The following is a 23,842-nucleotide window of genomic DNA, read 5'->3' on the forward strand; positions in this document are numbered from 1 at the left end:
ACATGCCTAGATTAGTTGATTTGCGGAAGAAACCCTATTATTTGAATGAAGAGCAGATTTCTTGGGTGGAAGATACCTTGGATCATCTGACTGATGAAGAAAAAATCGGTCAATTGTTTGTCAATCTATTCTTCTTCGGAGGAGATGCCTTTAGTGGAAATAATCTGAGTAATCAGGAATTGATGAATCGATACCATATAGGCGGAGCCCGTTATATGAATGGTAGTCCAGAACAGGTACAAGGACTGATTAACGAGTTGCAAAGCTATTCAAAAGTACCTCTCTTGGTTGCAGCGAACTGTGACTCAGGTGGAGATGGCGCTGTGAAAGGCGGAACCTATATTTCCTCAGGTGCTCAATCGGAAGCCAGTCGGGATCCTCGTATTCCCTACCTAGCAGGTCTCGTATCTGCGAGAGAGGAGACTGCATTAGGTGTAAATGTCAACTTTGATCCGTGCGTGGACATTGTACAGAACTGGCGCAATACGATTGTCAATACCAGAGCCTACGGCACAAATGCGGATGATGTGATTGCCTATACCAGTGCCTATTTAGAAGGATTAACTGCTGAAAGAGATGTTATTCAATGTATCAAGCATTTCCCAGGAGATGGTACAGAAGAACGTGATCAGCATCTAGTCCTCGGTGTCAATGAACTCTCTCCAGAAGAATGGGACAATAGTTTTGGTCGTGTCTATCGTCATCATATTGAAGCTGGTGTTGAGATGATTATGGCAGGTCATATAGCCTTGCCATATTACCAGAAAGAACTGAATCCAAGTTTGATGGACGAAGATATTTTGCCTGCAACACTGGCTCCTGAATTGATTCAAGATTTATTGAAAGAAAAATTGGAATTCAATGGCTTGGTTATAACAGATGCCAGCCACATGTTGGGGATGACAGCAGCCATGCGTCGTGAAGACTACGTACCTGCAGCCATTGCTGCGGGTTGTGATATGTTCTTATTCTTCAATAACTTAGAAGAAGATTTTGAATTTATGCTCAATGGCTACCGCAAGGGAGTGATTACTGAGGAAAGACTTCATGATGCTCTCCGTCGCATTTTAGGTCTGAAAGCCAAACTCAATCTGCATATCAAGCAAGCGGAAGGAACCTTGCTAAAATCAGCTGATGAATTGGCTATTATCGGCTGTGAAGAACACTTGGCTTGGCAACGTGAGGCAGCAGACAAGGCAATTACGCTGTTGAAAGATACACAGAAAAATCTTCCAATCAGTCCAGAAACCCATCGCAGAATCCGTTTGTATTACCTAGAAGGTGAAAAAGAAGGGATTATGGCAGCAAGTACAGAAGTGGTTGATAATCTTAAAGCTGCCTTGGAAGCGCGTGGTTATGAAGTGACCGTCAATGATGGTACGACTCGGATCAAAGGAAAAACGTTGCAATACCGAGAAGAAGTTGATTTAGCCTTGACTGTTGCCAATGTCATTGGATATGGAGCGCAGAATAATTACCGCATCCAGTGGAAAACGGCCATGTCCAATGAAGTTCCTTGGTATGTACATGAAGTTCCAACCGTTTTCGTTTCACTAAACTATACGACCCATCTTCACGATGTTACCATGGTCAAAACTGCTATCAATGCCTACCATCACAATAAAAATACTATTGAATCCCTCCTTGATAAATTGGAAGGAAAAGATGACTTCTATGGTGTGCCAAATGAGAATGTTTGGGCCAATAAATGGCAAGCAAAACTATAAAACTAAACTCCTTTCTATCCTAGATAGAGGGAGTTTTTCTAGGGATATTTATTGCCAAACTTTCTTATTTTTGATAGAATATTCTTAATTGAATAGAAGTCTGTGAGACTAGTACACCTATGGAAACTGCCCAGGGAGTTGAGCCGTGACTGCAAGCTCAATCAGTGAAAGTTGGTCGAATTCACTCACGCAAGGACTTAGAACTAAGGTCTGCCTAGCAGATGAAAACGGATGGTACCGCGTGACAACGCTCCGATACGAGTGGTGTCATGCGTTTTTTTATTGGAGGAATTATGTCAAACATTGAACAACAGTTGGCTGAACTAAGCCAATCCACACTAGAAAAGCTAAAAGAAATCCAGCACCAAGGAGAAAAAGAACTACAAGACCTGCGTGTTGCAGTTTTGGGTAAAAAAGGGTCCTTGACGGATCTGTTGAAAGGTTTGAAAGATCTTTCTAACGATATGAAACCAATCGTTGGTAAGCAGGTCAATGAAGTGCGTGATGTGCTGACAGCAGCCTTTGAAGAAACAGCTCAGAAGGTTGCAGCAGCGAAAATTCAACAGCAATTAGCATCAGAAACTATTGATGTGACCCTGCCAGGTCGTCAGGTCAAGGTTGGAAAACGCCATGTTTTAACGCAAACATCAGAGGAAATTGAAGATATTTTCTTGGGCATGGGCTTCCAAATCGTTGACGGGTTTGAAGTGGAGAAAGACTACTACAACTTTGAGCGCATGAATTTGCCAAAAGATCATCCAGCGCGTGATATGCAAGATACCTTCTACATCACAGAAGAAATCCTTATGCGGACCCATACGTCACCTGTTCAAGCTCGAACCATGGACCAGCATGATTTTTCAAAGGGTGCCTTGAAGATGATTTCGCCAGGGCGTGTTTTCCGTCGTGATACGGACGATGCGACCCACAGCCACCAGTTCCACCAGATTGAAGGATTAGTTGTCGGTGAAAATGTATCCATGGGTGACCTCAAGGGTACGCTTGAATTGATCATCAAGAAAATGTTTGGTGAAGAGCGTCAGATTCGTCTGCGCCCATCTTACTTCCCGTTCACAGAGCCTTCTGTTGAGGTGGATGTTTCTTGCTTCAAGTGTGGTGGTGACGGCTGTAACGTATGTAAGAAAACAGGCTGGATTGAAATCCTCGGTGCCGGCATGGTCCACCCACAAGTATTGGAAATGAGTGGGATTGACTCAACCAAGTACTCTGGATTTGCCTTTGGTCTTGGTCAGGAACGGATTGCCATGCTTCGTTACGGTATCAATGACATCCGTGGTTTCTACCAAGGCGATGTACGATTCTCGGAGCAGTTTTAACGTAGCACTACTTAAGGCTGACAAAGTCAGCTCTTAAGTAGACGGGAATCGCTATTCTGCGACTTCCCTAGCTACCTTACTAGGATTTCAAGCAAAAAATATCGTTTTGCTTGAAATCCGTCGTAATCCGAAAAAGTTAGTAAATTGTTGTTTGAGAGAAACGGTAGCTGCTATAGCGGTCTACCTACTCCCCTCACTAGTTCTAAGGTTGAAAAAGTATCTTTTTATACCTTAGAGCGTCGTAACTCCGTAGGAGTGAGTAGAAGGAAATCGCTATTCTGCGACTTCCCTAGCTACTTTATTAGGATTTCAAGCAAAAAATATTGTTTTGCTTGAAAGTTGTCGTGATTTAGGTAGTTTGTTAGGTATTCAGTACGAGAAATGGTAGCTGTTCTAGCGGTTTACTTAGTCCACTTAGGTAATGAAAGGCAATGAGATGAAGATTGATCCTATACGTTTAGAAGAGGTTTCCGTTTTGCAGGAGCTGGCCAAGCAGACCTTTGCTGAAACCTTTGCTCATGACAATGATCCAGAGGAGTTGGAAGCATTCTTCGAGGAGGCTTATTCCGTGGAGGTTTTGACAAGGGAGTTGTCTGATCCCAATTGCCAGCATTATTTTTTAAGGGTTGATGAACAGGTAGTTGGTTATCTCAAGTTCAACCAAGGTTCTGCCCAGACGGAGCAGGAGTTGGAAAATGCCTTTGAGATCCAGCGTATCTATCTCTTGCAGGCTTTTCAAGGCCGCGGTCTTGGGAAGGTCTTGTTTGAATTTGCTTTGGAAAAAGCAGAGCAGTCTAGTTGTGACTGGGTCTGGCTGGGAGTTTGGGAACATAATTACAAGGCTCAGCAATTCTATGCAAAATACGGTTTTGAAAAATTTGGCCAGCATGAATTTGCGGTCGGTGATAAGATTGATGTGGATTGGCTACTGAAACGGCCTTTGCACCAGAAAGGATAATATGTTAGTAAGTTATAAATGGTTAAAAGAACTGGTTGACTTTGATGCGACAAGTCATGACTTGTCTGAAAAAATGTCAACAACAGGAATTGAAGTAGAAGGGGTTGAGCAAAAGAGTGCTGGCCTTTCTAAGTTGGTTGTCGGGCAGGTTGTGTCTGCTGAGCCAATTCCAGATACCCACCTCAATATCTGTCAGGTCAATGTGGGTGAGGAAATCACGCAAATCGTTTGCGGTGCTCCAAATGTTAAGCCAGGCATCAAGGTGATCGTCGCTCTGCCAGGTGCGCGTATCGCTGGCAACTACAAGATCAAGAAAGGCAAAATTCGCGGCGTTGAGTCTTTGGGTATGCTCTGCTCATTGAGCGAAATCGGTGTGTCCGACTCTGTGGTGCCAAAGGTCTATGCGGACGGTATCTACCACCTGCCAGAAGATGCAGTCGTGGGTGAGCCAATCTTTTCATACCTGGACCTGGACGACGAGATTATCGAGCTGTCCATCACACCAAACCGTGCCGACGCTCTCTCTATGCGTGGCGTGGCTCACGAAGTGGCAGCTATCTATGACAGCAAGGTCAACTTCAAGCCTGTTGTCTTGGAAGAAAGCGACAAGAAGGCCAGCGATGTGATTGAAGTGGCTATTGAGTCAGACAAGGTGACTGCCTACACGGCCCGTGTCATTGAAAATGTGACCATCGCACCAAGCCCACAGTGGTTACAAAATCTGCTCATGAACGCAGGTATTCGCCCGCTTAACAACGTGGTTGACATCACCAACTATATCTTGCTCTACTTCGGTCAGCCAATGCACGCCTTTGACTTTGACAAGTTTGATGGCAAGAAAATCGTGGCTCGTCAGGCAAAAGAGGGTGAAAACTTGGTGACCCTTGACGGTGAAGAGCGTGACTTGATTGCCGATGATATCGTCATTTCCGTTGCGAACAAGGCAGTTGCCCTCGGTGGTGTCATGGGCGGTGCCAACACAGAGATTGACAACAACTCTAAGACCGTTGTGCTGGAAGCTGCCCTTTTTGACGGCAAGTCTATCCGCAAGACCTCAGGTCGCCTCAACCTTCGCTCTGAGTCCTCTTCTCGCTTTGAAAAAGGCATCAACGTGGCAACTTTGACGGAAGCTATGGACACAGCAGCTGCTATGATTGCGGAACTGGCTGGCGGTCAGGTCTTGTCTGGTATCGTTTCTGCGGGTAGCGTAGATACTTCGGATGTCCCAGTCACAGCGACCATTGACTACGTTAACCGCTCGCTCGGGACTAATCTTGACTATGCTCAGATCGCAGATATTTTCCGTCGTTTAGGTATGGAAACAACTGGCGATACAAGTAAGTTCACAGTAGCAGTACCACGTCGTCGTTGGGACATTCGTATTCCAGCAGACTTGGTAGAAGAAATCGCTCGTATTTATGGGTATAATAATCTGCCGACCACTCTTCCAAAAGAGGACGGTACAGCAGGTGAGTTGACCCTGACCCAGAACATCCGTCGCCAAGTACGTAGCCTGGCAGAAGGTGCAGGCCTGACAGAAATCATTTCCTACGCCTTGACAACACCTGAAAAGGCTGTGGAGTTTGCAGCACGTCCAACCACAGTCACCGAACTAATGTGGCCAATGACTGTTGACCGCTCTGCCCTTCGTCAGAACATGGTGTCTGGTATGCTGGAAACTCTTGCCTACAACGTGGCTCGTAAGAACAAGAACTTGGCTCTTTACGAAATCGGTAAAATCTTTGAACAGTCTGGCAATCCAAAAGAGGACCTGCCACAAGAAATCAACAAGTTTGCCCTTGTCTTGACTGGTTTGGTAGCTGAGAAAGACTTCCAGACACCAGCTGTGCCTGTTGATTTCTTCCATGCCAAAGGGATTTTGGAAGCAATCTTTGCTCATTACAAGTTGGCTGTTGATTTTGTAGCGACTAGTGAGATTGCGGCCTTGCACCCAGGTCGGACAGCTGAAATCCATTTGAATGAGGCTGTGATCGGCTTTGTCGGTCAGGTACATCCTCAAACGGCTAAGGACTACGGTATTCCTGAAACTTACGTGGCTGAAATCAATCTGGATGCGATTGAGCAAGCTCTCCAGCCTGCTCAGCCATTTACCGAAATCTCCAAATTCCCAGCGGTTAGCCGTGATATTGCCCTGCTTTTGAGCAGCGATGTCAAGCATCAGGATGTCCTGGATGCCATTGCTGGTGCGGGCGTGAAACGCTTGACCAAGGTTACCCTCTTTGATGTCTATGCGGGCAGCAATATTGAGGCTGGTAAGAAATCTATGGCTTACAACCTGACCTTCCAAAATCCTGCGGATAGCCTGACGGATGAGGAAGTGGCTAAGTACATGGAGAAAATTAGTAAGTCGCTCGAAGCGCTTGGTGCTGAAATTCGTTAACATGTAAATCTTGTGAAATCCTAGTCAGCGGGCTAGGATTTTTTGGAGGGAAGTATGAACACTCAAGATATTCAAGAAAAATTTTTCCGAGATGGAAAGTTGCTTGTCATTCCGAAGAAATTAAAAAGTAAGCAGGTCTTGTTTGCCTACTTGCAGGAGGAATTGGCTAAGAAGGGCTCGACATTTACAGAAAAAGATGTCAATGCCTTTCTAGCTGAGATCTATGACGATTATGCTATTTTAAGACGTTACTTGGTAGATTATGGCTACCTATCGCGTGATCAGTATGGTTTGGAATACAGAATAGAAGAAAAGAGATGATTGCGGTCATCTCTTTTGTCTTACAAAATAAAGGGTTCAATCTTCAATTCTATCCTATCACCGTATTTAGCCAGCAAATCTTCTGCCAAGGGGTGATAGAGTTCCCTCAGTTGCTCAATCTTGTCTGGAAATTGTTTGCCGATGTAGTCAAATTTACATTCTACAGTGTGAAAGAGTTGGTGGAAGAGCTCGTTGATGGCATGAAGTCTAGCAATCATCTCCTCATCCCCTTCCAGCCATTCAGGGATTTCGACGCGGTTGTCGACAAAACCATCAATCAATTTTACAGGGAAGGACCCGTATTCTAAGACAAATTCGTACATAGTTGTTCTCCTTGAGTTTTCCATATTTTAGCACAATCCTCACAAAATGGGTAGAAAGTTGATTGTTGATATAGTAAGTATTTGCAAGAAAGGATTTTTTCCCGTAAAATGGAGAAAAAAACACGAGGAGTAAACATGGATAAATATCATATTCCACCGGTTTTGGTGTTTGAAAATTATGAGTTGGTTGAGGTCTCAAATGGTCGAGTGGTCATTGAGACAAGAGTAGTTGAGTCTTCCTTGAATATTTATGGCATGACCCACGGAGGTTATCTGTTTACCTTTTGTGATAATGTTGCTGGACTGGCTGTTTTCTCTCAGGGATACAAGTGTGTGACCCTCCAGTCCAATGTTCATTTTACAAGGGCGGGCCATCTGGGAGACAAGTTGACTATCACGGCAGAAATTGTTCACGATGGTCGTTCAACCAAGTTGGTAGAAGCAGTTGTTACCAATGAAAAAGGTCAAAAATTAGTCAGAGCTAGCTTCACCATGTTTGTGACGGGAACCTTTGAAGAAGAATCTTAAAATTTTTGTGATTTTATGAGCATTATTTTTGAAATCGGTAACAGTCATGTGTATAATGGATAGTGTAAAAAATATATTTTCGAAAGTGAGATTTTCCATTATGGCTAAAATCGTCGTTGTGGGTACAAACCACGCTGGTACTGCATGTATCAAAACAATGTTGTCAAACTACGGTGCTGAAAATGAAATCGTAACATTTGACCAAAACTCAAACATTTCTTTCTTGGGTTGTGGTATGGCACTTTGGATCGGTGAACAAATCGATGGTCCAGAAGGTCTTTTCTACTCAGATAAAGAGCAATTGGAAAGCATGGGCGCAACCGTTCACATGCAATCACCAGTTGTAGACATTGACTTCGAGAAAAAAGAAGTGACTGCAATTGTTGACGGTAAGGAGCACGTAGAATCATACGAAAAATTGATTCTTGCGACTGGTTCACAACCAATCATCCCACCAATCAAAGGTGTGGAAATCAAAGAAGGTTCAACTGACTTTGAAGCAACTCTTGAAAACCTTCAATTTGTTAAATTGTACCAAAACGCTGAAGACGTAATCAACAAGCTTGAAAAGCCAGACATCAACCGCGTAGCTGTTGTTGGTGGTGGTTACATCGGTGTTGAGCTTGCAGAAAGCTTCAAACGTAAAGGTAAAGAAGTTGTTCTTGTTGATATTGCTCCAACAGTTATGGGTGCATACTATGACCGCGACTTTACTGAAATGATGAACAAAAACCTTGAAGAAAACGGTGTGAAATTGGCTCTTGGTCAAGCTGTTCAAGCTGTTGAAGGTGACGGTAAAGTTGAGCGTCTTGTGACAGATAAAGAATCATTTGACGTTGACATGGTTATCATGTGTGTAGGCTTCCGTCCTAACACAGGTCTTGCTAAAGGTCAATTGGAAACCTTCCGTAACGGTGCATGGATCGTTGACAAGAAACAAGAAACAAGCATGAAAGACGTTTATGCAATCGGTGACTGTGCAACTATCTACGACAACGCTCGTCAAGATACAAGCTACATCGCTCTTGCTTCAAACGCTGTTCGTACAGGTATCGTAGCAGCACACAACGCAACTGGTCATGAGTTGGAAGGTGTTGGTGTTCAAGGTTCAAATGGTATCTCAATCTTCGGTCTTAACATGGTTTCAACTGGTTTGACAGAAGAGCGCGCGAAAGATGCTGGTTTCAACGCAGCAGTAGCGTCATTCACAGACCTTCAAAAACCTGAATTTATTAAACATAACAACCACGAAGTAGCAATCAAGATTGTCTTTGACAAAGATACACGTGTAGTTCTTGGTTGCCAAATGGTATCACGCGAAGATATGTCAATGGGTATCCACATGTTCTCACTTGCTATCATGAAACAAGTGACAATCGAAGAGTTGGCATTGATGGATCTCTTCTTCTTGCCACACTTCAACAAGCCATACAACTACATTACAATGGCAGCACTTGGTGCGGAATAAGCTTAATTGATAAAATAAGGTCCAGAGTTTTCTCTGGGCTTTTTTACTGGTCTGACATTTCGTAAATGAAGTATATTTTGGTATAATGGAGAGTAATTACATTTTGAGAAAGTATGAGAATATGAACCCTTTATTAAACGGAATGAACGATAGACAGGCGGAGGCTGTTCAGACAACGGAAGGTCCGCTCTTAATTATGGCAGGTGCGGGCTCAGGCAAGACTCGTGTTCTAACCCACCGCATTGCTTATCTGATTGATGAAAAAATGGTTAATCCTTGGAATATTTTGGCCATTACCTTTACCAATAAGGCTGCGCGGGAGATGAAGGAGCGGGCCTATGCGCTCAATCCTGCTACGCAAGACTGCTTGATTGCCACTTTCCACTCCATGTGTGTACGGATTTTGCGTCGGGATGCGGATCACATTGGCTATAACCGTAACTTTACCATCGTAGATCCGGGTGAGCAACGCACGCTGATGAAACGGATTTTGAAAGCTCTAAATCTGGACCCGAAAAAGTGGAGTGAGCGGACCATTTTGGCAACCATTTCCAATGCCAAGAATGATTTGATTGATGATGTGGCTTATGAGGCGCAGGCAGGCGATCTCTATACGCAGATTGTTGCCAAATGCTACAAGGCTTATCAGAAAGAACTCCGTCAGTCAGAGGCAGTCGATTTTGATGACCTAATCATGTTGACGCTCCGCCTATTTGACCAAAATCCTGACGTCCTGACCTACTACCAGCAGAAATTTCAATATATCCATGTCGATGAGTACCAAGATACCAACCACGCCCAGTATCAGCTGGTCAAACTCTTAGCGTCACGCTTTAAGAATATCTGTGTGGTCGGTGATGCGGACCAGTCCATCTATGGCTGGCGTGGGGCGGATATGCAAAATATCTTGGATTTTGAGAAGGATTATCCAGAAAGCAAGGTGGTTTTGCTGGAGGAAAATTACCGCTCGACCAAGACAGTCCTTCAGGCAGCCAATGAGGTTATTGAGAACAATCGCAACCGCCGTCCGAAGAAGCTGTGGACGCAAAATGCTCAGGGAGATTTGATTACCTACTATCGTGCGCGCGATGAGGGCGATGAGGCGATTTATGTTGCCAGTCAAATTGACCAACACCATCGTGAAGGCAAGCCTTATAAGGACTTCGCTGTTCTTTACCGGACCAATGCCCAGTCTCGTACCATTGAGGAGGCCCTGCTCAAGGCCAATATTCCTTACACGATGGTGGGCGGGACCAAGTTCTATAGCCGTAAGGAAATCCGTGATGTGATTTCCTATCTGAATATTATTGCCAACCCTGCGGACAATATTTCTTACGAGCGCATTGTCAATGAACCCAAACGCGGAGTAGGGCCGGGAACAGTCGATAAGATTAGGGACTTTGCGACGACGCATGCCATGTCCTTGCTTGAAGCATCACAGGATATTATGCTGTCTGGTGTCAAGGGTAAGGCTGCTCAAGCCGTTTTTGACCTTGCAACCCTGCTATACAATCTCCGCAATCGACTGGATGAGATGACAGTGACCGAATTGGCCGAGGTGGTCTTAGATAAGACTGGCTACCTCAATGCCTTGGCTGTACAAGGAACGATTGAGGCCAATGCCCGCATTGAAAACATTCAGGAATTTCTTTCGGTGACCAAAAATTTCGATGATAAAGAGGTAGAGGAAGAAGAGACAGGGCTGGATAGGCTCAGCCGATTCTTGCTGGATTTGGCCCTGATTGCTGATACAGACGACGGAGACAAGGAAACGTCGGAAGTCACGCTCATGACCCTTCATGCGGCCAAGGGCTTGGAATTTCCAGTGGTCTTTCTCATTGGTATGGAGGAAAATGTCTTTCCTCTCAGTCGTGCAGCGGAAGAAGAAGCTGAGTTAGAAGAAGAACGCCGTCTGGCTTACGTTGGCATCACCCGTGCCGAGCATATTCTTTATTTGACCAATGCCAATTCCCGCCTCTTGTTCGGTCGGAGCAATTACAACCAGCCTAGTCGTTTTATTCGTGAGATTTCAAGTGATCTCTTGGATTATCAAGGTCTGGCCCGTCCAGCTAATACCAGCTTTAAGGCTTCTTATGTCAATGGCAAAGCGACCCAGTTTGGACAAGGGATGAGTTTGCAGCAGGCTCTCCAAAGTCGGAAATCTTCTGTGCAACAGTCCACTCAATTTGGGGGGACCATGCCTTTTGCTAGCTCCAATCCATCTAGTTCAGCCACAACATGGTCCGTTGGCGACATTGCTGTCCATCGAAAATGGGGTCGCGGTACTGTACTTGAAGTTTCAGGATCGGGCAGCAACCAAGAACTCAAAATCAATTTTCCAGAAATGGGTCTGAAAAAAGTTTTGGCCAGCCTAGCTCCGATTAGCAAGGAGGACTAGTGTGGAGCCAACTATTTGTTTGGATTGTACTAGCTGTTACCATAGTTTTATTAAGTCTATCCCCCATTCTCATCTATGTGTTTTACTACCTTAGCAAGCGGAAAAGTGAACTCTGTACTGCAAAGGTGACAGGCTGTGTTGAAGACTACTCATTCATGTCCTACAATGGCCTTGGCCTGCCTGTCGTGGGCTACTGGGTGAGACAAAGCTATTATTGGGCTGTTGGTCCACATTTCCAATCCTGTCGATACGTCACGGTTTTAACACCCTTATCATGCTTGGTAACGGAACGGGACAGCATGATAATTTGCTAGATAGAAAACATTTACAAGATTCTTTAATTATTTATCGAAATAAGAATAGTCTGTTCAGTCTAACGTCCAGTTCTTTGCTGGACCTTTTTCCATTGGTTCTAGCGTCGATGTTTACTACAATCCACTTAAGCCAAAGCAGGCCTCCGTCCATCGACATATTACGATTTTGTCCAAAAGTTTAGTGTATTTGCTGATAGGATTGCATTGTTTATATATGGTGGTCTGTTTGGTTCTGTGGCTGGCGATGGTCTAGGTTTGACAAATAGGAGGAGGTGACAAGGGTGACAAATCTCAAGTACTTTCAGAAGAGATGGGTAAGAGAGAAATATCTGGTCATGGCTCATTCTCAGCATCATTATAATGCCTTGCGTCAGCTTTTTAAGGGAAATGTTTGGTCAGTTGACAAAGAACTTGAATTTGAACGTTTGCTAGCGGAGGCTTTAGCTCACAATCCTAGTATAAAGACCTTGCGCACTGCCTATCAGCATATTTGGGGTTATTTTAAAAAGTGTGCAAGTGATGAAGAAAGGGAACGCTTCAAGGAATTGGACCTGTTTCTGGAGAGCCAAGCCCAGGAAATGCACAAGTTTTTGAAGTGTAAGACTGACAAGTACCGGCCGCCCTACCTGCTCCAGAGTCGGATAATGCAAGTGGACAAAATACAATAAGGCAGTTATGACTTGTTTTGGGTCATTTCTGTCTTTTTTGAATGGTGATAAGCACAAGTCGAAATCGTATGACAATTTACTCAGTCTAGTGTGGAATTTTCGGCAGATTGATTGTAAATTTAGCACATTCCAGCTTTTCATTCAGGAAATTTATGGTATAATTATGAAATAACAAATTTTTTGAAAATTTTGAAGAATTAACCTAAAGGAGATTTCTATGGCTTATGTAGTAGCTGTTGTTGGTGCAACTGGTGCAGTTGGTGCCCAAATGATAAAAATGTTGGAAGAGTCAACACTTCCAATCGAGAAAGTGCGTTTCCTTGCTTCTGCCCGTTCAGCAGGCAAGACCTTGCAGTTTAAGGGACAGGACATTGTCATTGAAGAAACAACAGAAACAGCCTTTGAAGGAGTGGATATTGCCCTCTTCTCAGCTGGAGGCTCTACATCTGCCAAGTTCGCTCCTTATGCGGTAAAAGCAGGAGCTGTTGTCGTGGACAATACTTCGTATTTCCGTCAAAATCCAGATGTTCCCTTGGTTGTTCCTGAGGTAAATGCTCACGCGCTTGATGCCCACAATGGTATCATTGCTTGCCCTAACTGTTCAACTATTCAGATGATGGTTGCTTTGGAGCCTATTCGTCAGAAATGGGGCTTAGAGCGGATCATCGTATCGACTTATCAGGCAGTTTCTGGTGCTGGTATGGGAGCTATCTTGGAAACTCAGGCTCAATTGCGTGCGTTTTTGAATGATGGAGTAGAACCAAAAGCGGTAGAAGCAAATATTCTTCCTTCAGGTGGCGATAAGAAGCACTATCCAATCGGTTTCAATGCGATTCCACAAATTGACCTCTTCACTGAAAATGATTACACTTATGAAGAGATGAAGATGACCAAAGAAACCAAGAAAATCATGGAAGATGACAGCATTGCCGTTTCTGCAACCTGTGTCCGTATCCCAGTCTTGTCTGCCCACTCTGAATCTGTTTACATTGAAACCAAAGAAATTGCACCGATTGATGAAGTGAAAGCAGCCATCGCAGCCTTTCCAGGTGCTGTTTTAGAAGACGATGTGGCTAATCAAATTTATCCGCAAGCGATTAATGCTGTTGGTAGCCGTGATACCTTTGTTGGTCGTATCCGTAAAGATTTGGACAAAGAAAACGGTATTCACATGTGGGTTGTTTCTGACAACTTGCTCAAAGGTGCTGCATGGAACTCTGTTCAAATCGCTGAAACTCTTCATGAGCGCGGTCTCGTTCGTCCAACAGCAGAATTGAAATTTGAATTGAAATAAAATCATCTATTACGTCTTATCCAACTTACAAGTTTGTCAAATGAAACAGCCGGATTCTTGCTATTTTAGAAAGTAGATATAAACAATTGAAACTTAAAATTATTAAAGGTAATTTTTCAGTTTGTAAACTCGAAGATTATACAAAGATTAACTTGACTAGTTCTTATATTTTTATCGGTAAAACGGATGAAGAAAACTCACTGGTTTGTCTGAGTCAAGAAGTTCCTGATAATGTTATAGAAGAGGACAAAGATTGGATAGCTTTTCGTGTTGTAGGGGTACTTGATTTCTCATTAGTAGGTATCCTTTCACAGATTAGTCAAATATTAGCAGAAGCAAAAATCAGTATCTTTGCAGTATCTACTTTCAATACTGATTACATACTTACTAAAGCTAATAATTTCCCAGCAGCTATTGAAGTTCTTCAGAAAGCTGGATACGAATTTATTGATTAGGAGGTTCTATGTCTATTCAAGATTTACGAGATGTAAAAATCATTACGGCTATGATTACGCCCTTTAAAGAAGATGGTGCCATTAACTATGATGTATTGCCAGAATTGGTCGAACATTTGTTGGCTCATCATACGGAAGGGATTTTGTTGGCAGGAACAACTGCCGAAAGTCCAACTCTAACACACGCTGAGGAGTTAGAATTATTTGCGGCAGTACAAAAGATTGTCGATGGACGCGTGCCATTGATTGCAGGTATCGGTACCAATGATACCCGTGACTCCATCGAGTTTGCCAAGGAAGTTGCGGCCTTTGGTGGCTTTGCGGCAGGTCTTGCCATCGTACCTTATTACAACAAGCCTTCTCAAGAAGGTATGTACCAGCACTTCAAGGCCATTGCGGATGCTTCTGATTTGCCAATCATTATCTACAATATTCCAGGTCGTGTTGTCGTTGAAATGACGCCTGAAACCATGTTGCGTTTGGCAGAGCATCCAAATATCATTGGTGTTAAAGAGTGTACAAGCCTTGCCAACATGGCTTACTTGATTGAGAATAAGCCAGAGGATTTTTTGGTTTATACTGGTGAAGATGGCGATGCCTTCCATGCTATGAACTTGGGAGCAGACGGTGTTATCTCAGTCGCTTCCCATACCAATGGTGATGAAATGTTTGAGATGTTTACTGCCATTGAGCAGCAAGATATCCGAACAGCCGCAGCCATTCAACGCAAGTTTATTCCCAAAGTTAATGCTCTATTCTCTTATCCTAGTCCTGCACCAGTCAAGGCAGTTCTCAATTACATGGGATTTGAAGTTGGACCACTCCGCTTACCATTGGTACCTTGTCCAGAAGAAGACGCCAAACGCATTATCAAAGTCGTCGTTGACGGCGACTACGAAGCAACCAAAGCCATAGTGACAGGAGTTGTTAGACCGGATTATTAAAATAGTCAGGGGAGTGACTATTTTAACGTGAGCTTTGAAATAAGAGAGCGAACAATGTCCGGGGGACATTTTTAACCCGAGCCTAGAAACTGGAAAGCGAGGACAGTCTACGGATAGACTGTTTTAACGCGAGCCTGAAAATACGAAAGCGAGGCTTGTTCGGGGTATACGAATAGTCCAGTGGAGTGAAACAGTTCGGGGAACTGTTTCAGCTGGTCATCAAGAAATACGAAAGTGTCCAAAGCAAACCCGAGCCTAGAAATTCGAGAGAGAGGTCGACCAAGGCGTTAACTGCTATTTTCGACCTTTTATTTAAATTTATTCAAGCACATCATAAAATAGGTGTGCTTTTTTGTTTGGATGTGTAAACCTTTTCAATAAGAATTTGCCTTGTCAATGCTATAATGGAGGAGAAGGGAGGAAGCGGGATGAATATTTTGATCATTGGTGCTTCATTCGCTGGTTTGACAGCTGCAATGGAATGCCAGAAACGCTATCCACAAGCGATTATTTATGTGATTGACAAGGAAGAAAGTACAGGCTACTTTCCCAATGCACTCAATTGGAAAGTAAAAGGGGAAATTTCAAGCTGGGAAGAAGCGAGGGTTGGCTATTTTGAAGGGCTAGAGCAGTCGGCCGTTCATTTCTTACTTGGATGGGAATGCATTTCTATAGAAGCTGTATCTAAAAAAATAAGACTAAAAAAAGAAGAAAGCATACGGGAATTATCCTACGACTATCTCATTTTAGCTATGGGTGCTCAACAAGTTTGGGGACACCAGTCGGTTGATCTATCGGAAAAGATTTTGACAAGTAAATCTATTGGAGAAGCTAAAAAGAGTTTCGAAAAGATTGAAGGGGCCGGAAGGGTAACAGTCATAGGAGCTGGTCAAATTGGTCTTGAAAGTTTGGAGGCTCTCAGTCGTTCATCCATTAAGATCAGGTTGATTGAATCACAAGAATGGCCCTTAGCCAAATATTTCGATCAAGAAATGGTCGATTTTATCTGGGGAGAGTTTGACCGAATTGGACTCGACTATCATTTTTCGGAAACAGTTAATGAAGTTAACTTGGATGAGATAGGTCAAGTCCAGTTACGCAGTTTGCAGGGAACATATCATTCGGACTTGGTGCTTTTGGGTACCAACTTTAGACCCCATACAGATTTGGTGGAAGGACTAGTGGACCTGCATACAGATGGTAGTATTCTGGTGGATGAGTATCTTGAAACCAGCCAAGCTGGAATTTTTGCGGTAGGGGATTTAATTCGGATGCCTGTTACCATGTTTGGGCAGGCCTACCTGCCCATGATCAACCACGCTATGTTGACAGGGCGTCTGGTTGCTGAAAATCTACTGGTTAAGCAGAAGAGCTTAAAGCCTGTTCAACGCATTGTCTCCACCCATGTGTTTGGCTATAATCTGACTAGCGTAGGACTGACAGAAAGGGAAGCAAACCTGTGGTTAGACACAGACACTGTTCGCATCCGTCATCCATTCAGTCAATGGGATAAACATGAAATAGACTTCAAAATGGTGGTCAGTCGAGGGGATGGACGTATTCTTGGTGGTCAATTGGTATCTTCCTCTGACCACATGGCACAGATGAATGTATTGGCACTAGCTATTTCAAAAAATATGACAGTTGAGGACTTGTTACAAGAATCCTGGCTTTGTTTGCCTGGTAGAACCGATCTGCAACCATTCATTATGGAAGCAGCCAATCAGTATTTGTGGCAAAAAACTGACCAAGAATAGGTGGTGATTGTGTGCATATTCTAGATTTATTAGAAAAACGTGAGCGCGCTATTTACCAGCTCTTTCTTCTCTTGCGCAAGTCCGTTACACCTATTGGAATAAAGGAAGTTGCCCAGGAGCTCCATCTGTCTAAATCTACCTTGTTACGCTATATAGAAAGTTTCTCTGAAGAGGTTGAAGAGGGCCAGTTTGGTCTAGTTTTTCAAATTAGAGAAGAAGAAATTGTCTTACAACGCGGAGCTAATTTATCCAGACAAGACCTGTTTGCCTATCTCTTTAGAACTAGTATCAAGTACCAGATTTTACTTTATTTTTTTGATAAAAATGAATGCTCCATCCCCATGCTAGCTCAAGATTTATTGCTGAGTGAAGCTACTTTGAACAGACACCTTTCGACATTAAACAAAGTCCTGAAAGAGTTTCAGGTGAGCATACGGAACGGTCGTTTGCGGGGTAGTGAGTTGCAAATTCGCTATTTTTATTATCAATTATTCTGGCTGACCAGGCCTTTCAAGGAATTAGAACAAGATCGGGTCTTTAGGGAGCAACTTGCTCATCTGCCGATTTTTGAACGCTTTTATCAATCCCAGTTTAATCCTCGACAGGCCCATCAGTTGGCTCTCTGGTTGATGATTGTCCAGAAAAGAATGCGATTGAAGGATTTGGATTTTCAGGCGGTCTATCAGTTAATGGCCCCCTATGAGCAACATAAATTTTACCGTCACCTACGTCAGCTCTTTTTAACCTTACGCCAGCAAGCATCGGCCTCCTTTCAAGAGGGTGATACCATGTCGGTTTTTGCATTCTTGTTTAGTCAAGGGATAGTGGCAGCCCATCAATTAGAACAGGTCTTGGGATTCGGTGGACCCATTATGGAAGCAACTAGTTGGGCCTTTCAACGTGTAAAAATTCTCTTGCAGACAGATTTGACAGTGGAAGAAGGTGAACTATATCATCTCAATCAGGTTTTTAGTCAGCTCTATTTTTTCACTTCCTGCATCGATAGTGGCTTTGATGAGTTGGATAGCTATGCTCCCTTCATGCAAGAGGCTGCTTCTAGTATCTTGCATCATGTATCTGAGGAGATTTTTGGAAGAAGGAAAGGGCTGGCTACCTGCCATTTGCTATCCTTGACACAATTATTTTCTTATTTTATGCAGGTGGAGCCAACCATGGTAAAAATTGGGTGGGCATCCAGTTATCCGTCTGTCATTAGTTCTCCCATTTTACAAGTCCTTCGTCAGTCCTTAGAACGTAATCGGTCCATTCAAATCGAACCTATCCAATCAGACCAATCCTATGATCTGGTTATTTGCCATGATTATCCTTGGCAGCAAGACCCATCTTATCATATCTATGGTCTACCAACTACTCAGGAGTTGAAGGATGTAAAGGGCCTTATTCAGATAATTCATCAGCGCAAGTTAGAGCAGTCAAAACGCTTGGTCGAACGAAAGCAGTTTCGGATTGAACGGCGGTGAAAAGCTTTCTAGTTATCTAGGAAGTTTTTCTTTTGCTCCTAAAAGACGATAACTTTATCAGTTTTTTTTGAAATAGTAAAAAAATTGATAAGATTATTTTCGAAAAATGGATTACAATAAAATCACAAGGAAGTCGGAAACGCTTTCAAAAATAAGATAAACCTACAAGGAGGACAGGAAATGTCTGCAGAAAAATACATTATGGCCATCGACCAAGGTACAACAAGCTCACGCGCCATCATCTTTAACAAAAAAGGCGAAAAAGTGGGTAGTTACCAAAAAGAATTCACGCAAATTTTCCCTAAACCAGGTTGGGTAGAACACAATGCCAATGAAATTTGGAATTCCGTCCAGTCTGTCATTGCGGGATCCTTTATTGAAAGTGGCGTTCGTCCAGACCAGATTGAAGGGATTGGTATCACTAACCAACGTGAAACGACAGTTGTTTGGGACAAAGAAACAGGACTTCCAATCTACAATGCCATTGTCTGGCAATCTCGTCAAACATCACATATTGCTGATCAGTTAAAAGTGGATGGACATGCGGATTTGATTCATAAAAAGACTGGTCTTGTAGTAGATGCCTATTTCTCAGCAACAAAAGTTCGGTGGATTTTGGACCAAGTTCCAGGTGCACAAGAACGTGCTGAAAAAGGTGAAATTCTCTTTGGAACTATCGATACTTGGTTGGTTTGGAAATTGACCAATGGTAAGTGCCATGTAACAGATTACTCAAACGCTGCCCGCACCATGCTTTACAATATCAAGGAACTCAAGTGGGATGATGAAATCCTTGAGCTCCTCAATATTCCAAAAGCTATGTTGCCAGAAGTTCGTTCCAATTCAGAAATCTACGGAACAACAGCGCCATTCCACTTCTACGGTGCAGAAGTTCCTATTTCTGGTATGGCAGGTGACCAACAAGCAGCCCTATTTGGACAATTGGCATTTGAGCCAGGTATGGTGAAAAATACCTATGGAACAGGTTCCTTCATCGTTATGAACACTGGTGAGGAAATGCAGCTATCTGAGAATAGTCTTCTCACCACTATCGGTTATGGCATTAACGGAAAAGTTTACTATGCACTAGAAGGTTCAATCTTTATCGCTGGTTCTGCAGTTCAATGGCTGCGTGATAGTATGCGAATGGTGGAAACATCGCCTGAGTCTGAAGAACTTGCTCGTAAGTCTACTAGCAACGATGAGGTCTATGTTGTACCAGCCTTTACGGGACTAGGAGCTCCATATTGGAATTCAGATGCGCGTGGATCTGTCTTTGGCTTAACTCGTGGTACAAGCAAGGAAGATTTTGTGAAAGCTACTCTACAATCTATTGCCTATCAAGTTCGTGATGTTATTGATACCATGCAATTGGATACAGGAATTGATATTTCTGTCTTGAAAGTAGACGGTGGTGCTGCTATGAATAGCCTACTCATGCAGTTCCAGGCAGATATTCTCGGTATCGAGATTGCCCGTGCTAAAAACTTGGAAACAACTGCACTTGGCGCAGCCTTCCTAGCAGGTCTTGCAGTTGGTTTCTGGAAAGATTTGGATGAATTGAAAGAATTGAACGCAGTTGGACAATCCTTCCAGCCAGCTATGAATGAAGCCCGTAAAGAACAGCTCTACAAGGGTTGGAAAAAAGCTGTTGCTGCAACGCAATTATTTGCACAATTGGACGAAGAGTAAAAAGTTAGAAAGTGTGAAAACATGGAATTTTCAATAGAAACGCGTCGCTTAGCGATAGAAAAAATGCAGGATAGACAGTTGGATCTTCTGGTTATCGGTGGTGGTATTACGGGGGCTGGAGTTGCTCTCCAAGCCGCTGCTAGTGGTATGGAAACTGGCTTGATTGAAATGCAGGACTTTGCTGAAGGAACTTCAAGTCGTTCAACCAAATTGGTTCACGGTGGACTACGTTACCTCAAACAGTTTGATGTAGAGGTAGTTTCTGATACAGTTTCAGAACGTGCGGTTGTACAAAACATCGCTCCTCACATTCCAAAACCAGATCCAATGCTCTTACCTGTCTATGATGAAGAAGGATCTACCTTTAGCCTCTTCCGCTTGAAAGTGGCTATGGATCTCTATGACCTCTTGGCTGGCGTCAACAATACAGACCTTGCCAATAAGGTGTTGACGAGAGAAGAAGTCTTAGAGCGGGCACCTCACCTGAAAAAAGAAGGCTTGCTTGGTGGTGGAGTTTATCTGGACTTCCGTAATAACGATGCCCGCTTGGTAATTGAAAATATCAAACGTGCAGCCAAAGACGGTGCCTTGATTGCCAGCCGTGTCAAAGCGGAAAAATTTATCAAGGATGAGGCTGGAAAAGTTGTCGGAATCGTCGCTCGTGATTTGCTGACAGACAGCACCTTTGAAATCCGTGCGCGTTTGGTCATCAATACAACAGGACCATGGAGTGACGAAGTGCGTAATCTTGGAGGAGAAGGCTCAGGTGTTCTCCAAATGCGTCCAACCAAGGGTGTGCACCTAGTTGTCGATAGCTCTCGCTTGTCTGTCCCTCAGCCAACCTATTTCGACACTGGTCACGCTGACGGCCGTATGGTCTTTGTCCTTCCTCGTGAAAACAAAACCTATTTTGGTACGACAGATACGGACTATACAGGCGATTTGGCAAACCCAACGGTCACTCAAGAAGATGTCGATTATCTATTGGATATCGTTAACAATCGTTTCCCAGAAGCAAACTTGACCCTGGATGATATTGAAAGTGGCTGGGCAGGTCTTCGTCCACTCTTGTCTGGAAATGGTGCTTCTGACTACAACGGTGGGAACAATGGAAAACTCAGCGACGATAGTTTCAACAGCTTAATTGAAACAGTCAAAGGTTACTTGAACAATGAAAAGACCCGTGATGATGTGGAACACGATTTGACCCATCTGGAAGGTAGCGTTTCTGAAAAACACTTGGATCCGTCTGCTGTATCGCGTGGATCTGCCCTTGACCGTGATGACAATGGTTTGCTGACACTTGCAGGTGGTAAAATTACCGATTTCCGTAAGATGGCAGAAGGTGCTTTAGAAAAAGTAGCAGATATCCTCAAAGAAGAGCATGGTCGTAGCTTTAAACTCATCAATTCTAAGACCTATCCTGTATCTGGTGGTGAATTGAACCCAGCTAATGTAGCAGAAGAAATCGAACACTTGGCTCAATTAGGTGTGAAAAAAGGTTTGGATTACGAGGATGCCCTCTACCTTGCTAACTTGTACGGTTCAAATGCGCCAAAAGTATTTGCCTTGAACCATAAAGTAGAGGCTGTATCTGGCCTTAATCAACGGGATTTACTGTCTCTGCATTATGCCATGCGGGAAGAAATGACGCTGACGCCAGTAGACTACCTGCTCCGTCGGACCAACTACATGCTCTTCATGCGAGAACAATTGGATGCAGTAGCACCTGAAATCATCAAGGAAATGGCGGCTTATTACAATTGGTCAGAAGAAGAGGCTGCTGGTCAAGAAGCTCTGCTTATGGAAACTCTAAATAAAAACGATTTGACCTATCTGAAGAAGGTGTAATACAATTTATGAAAAGGCTTACCAAGCTGAACAATAGAAAAGAACCCAAGGAGGCTTTATGAAATTTTTACGTTCTACCATCGGCTATATGATTGCCGGTATGCTTGTTATGAGTGTCTGGGGGGCATTTGCGGATGCCTACGGCATTATTGGAGGCTACTTTGCTGCCTTTATTATCATCGGTCCAATGTGGTTTATGAACCATTATCTGGGGCTAATCAAACACGATGATGACTCAGCTTTTGTCGATATGGGGCTGGGAATCGGTCTGTGTGGTATTTTCCGTGATGCCTTTATAAATGGATTTGGTACTGTGGTTGAATCACTTCCGACCATCGTCTTGGTTGTCATCGGCGCAACCATCGCTGGACTGGTTGCAGCCAAGATTGAAGAAGATATGGAAAAAGATTAAGGAGGGTACAACATGACAGTTCAACAAGCAATTGCTACTTTAGTTGGTGCATTTCTCTTCCCCTTCATCATTCGGATGGCCTGGGGACAGATGGTTGAAAAATTTGGTCCGATTGGTGGTTGGATCGCTGCGTCAATGATTGTCGGGACGGCCTGGACCATTAACCACGGTGTGGGGCTTATCACCCAATCGGGTTCTGCCTGGGTTGATATGGGACTTGCTGCGGGTATCGGTGTATTTGTCGCATCAGTTGCGCGTGGTGGTAAGGCTGGCAAAGCCAAAACCAATCTCCTAGCAGCCCTGGTCGGAGGAATTTTAGGCGGTCTAATCCTATCATTTATCCTTTAAAAGCAAAGTTTCAAGTCGGGATGAAATGTCCCGACTTTTTATAATAGTGAATGAACCCCAGCAAGTCCTAGGCTTAACCAAGTGTAGAGTCTTTTCAAAGTGAATGATGCTTGTCGTGACAATATGATCTTTCAAGAATGTGAGCAAAATATTTTACACTATCACTAATTATTGATAAAATAATACCAAATCAGGAACGAGGTAGTTTACATGAACAATGCAGGTATTCATCACATTTCGACTTTGGTGGGCAACATCCACCAGGCTTATCATTTTTATCACCATATTCTTGGCTTGAAGTTGACCCTGAAAACAGTGAATCAGGATGATTCGTCCATGTATCACCTCTTTTTCGGGGATGAAGATGGCCGTTTCGGTACAGAATTCACGATTTTTGACATGCCAAACTTCCAGATGGAACGCAAGGGAACCAATCGCCTAGAAAGAACGATTTTTCTAGTTAAGGATAAGGCAGCTCTGGAGTTCTGGGCACAACGTTTGACGGATTTTGAGGTCGAACATGGTGGAGTAGAAGCGATGGGAGACAGACATATCCTCAATTTCCAAGATGAGGATGGGCAAGATTTGGCCTTGACCTATCATGATACTATTGGTCCTATGTATCCAATGGAGACTGCCGAGATTCCTGAATCGGTTGCGATTTTAGGAATTGCTGGGATTCAGATGCGGGTGCGGGAGGAGAAAGCCCTGCTGGACATGCTGACAGAGAGATTTGGTTTTGAAGAGGAAAGCCGTTTTGATTATCAGGGACAGCAGGTCATTTCGCTCAAATTCGACAATGATTTCCAGCATCGCGTGCAGGTTTTCGTCGATCAGATTTCAAAAATCTCCGTCATTGGGGTTGGTGCCATTAACCACGTAGCCTTTGGTGTCTTGGATACATTAGATTTAGAGGATATGGTTCATACACTTGACCTGCTCAACCGTCCGCACTCAGGCATTATCAATCGGGACTTTATGAACTCCCTCTATTTCCGCGCGCCGAACTACCTTATGTTTGAAGTGGCGACAATGGAAGGTCTGCACGAGGCCAAGAAAGCTGAGCAACAAGATAAACTCGATGATGTTGAACTCTTCTTGCCAAGCTTCTTTGAGGAGGACCGGGCTGAGATTGAAGAAGTTCTGAGAAATCGTTATTAGGAGA

At 43.6% G+C, this 23,842-nt stretch carries 21 protein-coding genes; 20 read left to right on the forward strand and 1 reads right to left on the reverse strand.

Annotated features, from left to right (window positions below):
• The first annotated feature begins 2 nt into the window (after nt 1-2).
• The 5 genes from ACHBID_RS04760 to ACHBID_RS04780 all read left to right on the forward strand — a co-directional run bounded on the left by ACHBID_RS04760 (nt 3) and on the right by ACHBID_RS04780 (nt 6,744).
• On the forward strand, nt 3-1,727 hold the full coding sequence (locus ACHBID_RS04760; protein WP_105160972.1) for a glycoside hydrolase family 3 protein: 1,725 nt from the start codon (nt 3-5) through the stop codon (nt 1,725-1,727).
• 293 nt (nt 1,728-2,020) lie between these two features.
• Complete coding sequence (gene pheS, locus ACHBID_RS04765) at nt 2,021-3,064, forward strand: phenylalanine--tRNA ligase subunit alpha (protein WP_105160971.1); 1,044 nt, start codon at nt 2,021-2,023, stop codon at nt 3,062-3,064.
• A 436-nt stretch (nt 3,065-3,500) separates the two neighbouring features.
• Nucleotides 3,501-4,022 (forward strand): GNAT family N-acetyltransferase, encoded by a 522-nt coding sequence (locus ACHBID_RS04770; RefSeq protein ID WP_105206552.1) that lies wholly within the window; start codon nt 3,501-3,503, stop codon nt 4,020-4,022.
• A gap of 1 nt (nt 4,023) precedes the next feature.
• Nucleotides 4,024-6,423 (forward strand): phenylalanine--tRNA ligase subunit beta, encoded by a 2,400-nt coding sequence (pheT, locus tag ACHBID_RS04775; RefSeq protein WP_394731934.1) that lies wholly within the window; start codon nt 4,024-4,026, stop codon nt 6,421-6,423.
• Between the two features lie 54 nt (nt 6,424-6,477).
• Nucleotides 6,478-6,744, forward strand: a complete 267-nt coding sequence (locus tag ACHBID_RS04780) for a DUF2087 domain-containing protein (RefSeq protein ID WP_105122210.1) — start codon at nt 6,478-6,480, stop codon at nt 6,742-6,744.
• A gap of 20 nt (nt 6,745-6,764) precedes the next feature.
• Here the strand turns inward: ACHBID_RS04780 and ACHBID_RS04785 are convergent, their stop codons facing one another.
• Nucleotides 6,765-7,067, reverse strand: coding sequence for a hypothetical protein (locus tag ACHBID_RS04785; RefSeq protein ID WP_257104449.1), 303 nt, complete (start codon nt 7,065-7,067; stop codon nt 6,765-6,767).
• Between the two features lie 135 nt (nt 7,068-7,202).
• Between ACHBID_RS04785 and ACHBID_RS04790 the strand changes: the two genes are divergently transcribed.
• The 15 genes from ACHBID_RS04790 (at nt 7,203) to ACHBID_RS04860 (ending at nt 23,838) form a co-directional block, all read left to right on the forward strand.
• Nucleotides 7,203-7,595: a PaaI family thioesterase gene (locus ACHBID_RS04790; protein WP_105112007.1), complete on the forward strand. Its 393-nt coding sequence runs from the start codon at nt 7,203-7,205 to the stop codon at nt 7,593-7,595.
• A 100-nt stretch (nt 7,596-7,695) separates the two neighbouring features.
• Nucleotides 7,696-9,063, forward strand: coding sequence for a H2O-forming NADH oxidase (gene nox, locus ACHBID_RS04795; protein WP_394731933.1), 1,368 nt, complete (start codon nt 7,696-7,698; stop codon nt 9,061-9,063).
• 121 nt (nt 9,064-9,184) lie between these two features.
• Nucleotides 9,185-11,461 (forward strand): DNA helicase PcrA, encoded by a 2,277-nt coding sequence (pcrA, locus tag ACHBID_RS04800; RefSeq protein ID WP_394731932.1) that lies wholly within the window; start codon nt 9,185-9,187, stop codon nt 11,459-11,461.
• Between the two features lie 405 nt (nt 11,462-11,866).
• Nucleotides 11,867-12,028 (forward strand): hypothetical protein, encoded by a 162-nt coding sequence (locus ACHBID_RS04805; RefSeq protein ID WP_394731941.1) that lies wholly within the window; start codon nt 11,867-11,869, stop codon nt 12,026-12,028.
• Between the two features lie 82 nt (nt 12,029-12,110).
• Nucleotides 12,111-12,443: a DUF1722 domain-containing protein gene (locus ACHBID_RS04810; RefSeq protein ID WP_394731940.1), complete on the forward strand. Its 333-nt coding sequence runs from the start codon at nt 12,111-12,113 to the stop codon at nt 12,441-12,443.
• 217 nt (nt 12,444-12,660) lie between these two features.
• A complete protein-coding gene (locus ACHBID_RS04815; protein ID WP_105112003.1) occupies nt 12,661-13,737 on the forward strand; it encodes an aspartate-semialdehyde dehydrogenase in 1,077 nt (358 codons plus the stop codon).
• 86 nt (nt 13,738-13,823) lie between these two features.
• Nucleotides 13,824-14,192: an ACT domain-containing protein gene (locus tag ACHBID_RS04820; RefSeq protein ID WP_172009149.1), complete on the forward strand. Its 369-nt coding sequence runs from the start codon at nt 13,824-13,826 to the stop codon at nt 14,190-14,192.
• A gap of 8 nt (nt 14,193-14,200) precedes the next feature.
• Nucleotides 14,201-15,136 carry a 4-hydroxy-tetrahydrodipicolinate synthase gene (gene dapA / locus ACHBID_RS04825; protein WP_394731931.1) on the forward strand — a complete coding sequence of 312 codons (936 nt, stop codon included), beginning with the start codon at nt 14,201-14,203 and terminating at the stop codon, nt 15,134-15,136.
• A gap of 428 nt (nt 15,137-15,564) precedes the next feature.
• Entirely contained in the window at nt 15,565-16,893 is a 1,329-nt protein-coding gene (locus ACHBID_RS04830) for an FAD-dependent oxidoreductase (protein ID WP_394731930.1), read from the forward strand.
• 11 nt (nt 16,894-16,904) lie between these two features.
• On the forward strand, nt 16,905-18,374 hold the full coding sequence (locus ACHBID_RS04835) for a helix-turn-helix domain-containing protein (protein ID WP_105160962.1): 1,470 nt from the start codon (nt 16,905-16,907) through the stop codon (nt 18,372-18,374).
• A 180-nt stretch (nt 18,375-18,554) separates the two neighbouring features.
• Nucleotides 18,555-20,066: a glycerol kinase GlpK gene (glpK, locus tag ACHBID_RS04840; RefSeq protein ID WP_105160961.1), complete on the forward strand. Its 1,512-nt coding sequence runs from the start codon at nt 18,555-18,557 to the stop codon at nt 20,064-20,066.
• 21 nt (nt 20,067-20,087) lie between these two features.
• The gene (gene glpO / locus ACHBID_RS04845; RefSeq protein ID WP_394731929.1) at nt 20,088-21,917 is read left to right on the forward strand and encodes a type 1 glycerol-3-phosphate oxidase; all 1,830 of its coding nucleotides are present in this window, start codon (nt 20,088-20,090) and stop codon (nt 21,915-21,917) included.
• Between the two features lie 58 nt (nt 21,918-21,975).
• A complete protein-coding gene (locus tag ACHBID_RS04850) occupies nt 21,976-22,329 on the forward strand; it encodes a Lin0368 family putative glycerol transporter subunit (RefSeq protein ID WP_105137809.1) in 354 nt (117 codons plus the stop codon).
• A gap of 12 nt (nt 22,330-22,341) precedes the next feature.
• Nucleotides 22,342-22,677, forward strand: a complete 336-nt coding sequence (locus ACHBID_RS04855) for a Lin0368 family putative glycerol transporter subunit (protein WP_105137810.1) — start codon at nt 22,342-22,344, stop codon at nt 22,675-22,677.
• A gap of 210 nt (nt 22,678-22,887) precedes the next feature.
• Nucleotides 22,888-23,838: a VOC family protein gene (locus ACHBID_RS04860; protein ID WP_394731928.1), complete on the forward strand. Its 951-nt coding sequence runs from the start codon at nt 22,888-22,890 to the stop codon at nt 23,836-23,838.
• The last annotated feature ends 4 nt before the right edge of the window (nt 23,839-23,842 follow it).

It is taken from the genome of Streptococcus sp. A25 (assembly GCF_043674095.1).
In the GTDB taxonomy this organism is placed as follows: domain Bacteria; phylum Bacillota; class Bacilli; order Lactobacillales; family Streptococcaceae; genus Streptococcus; species Streptococcus suis_V.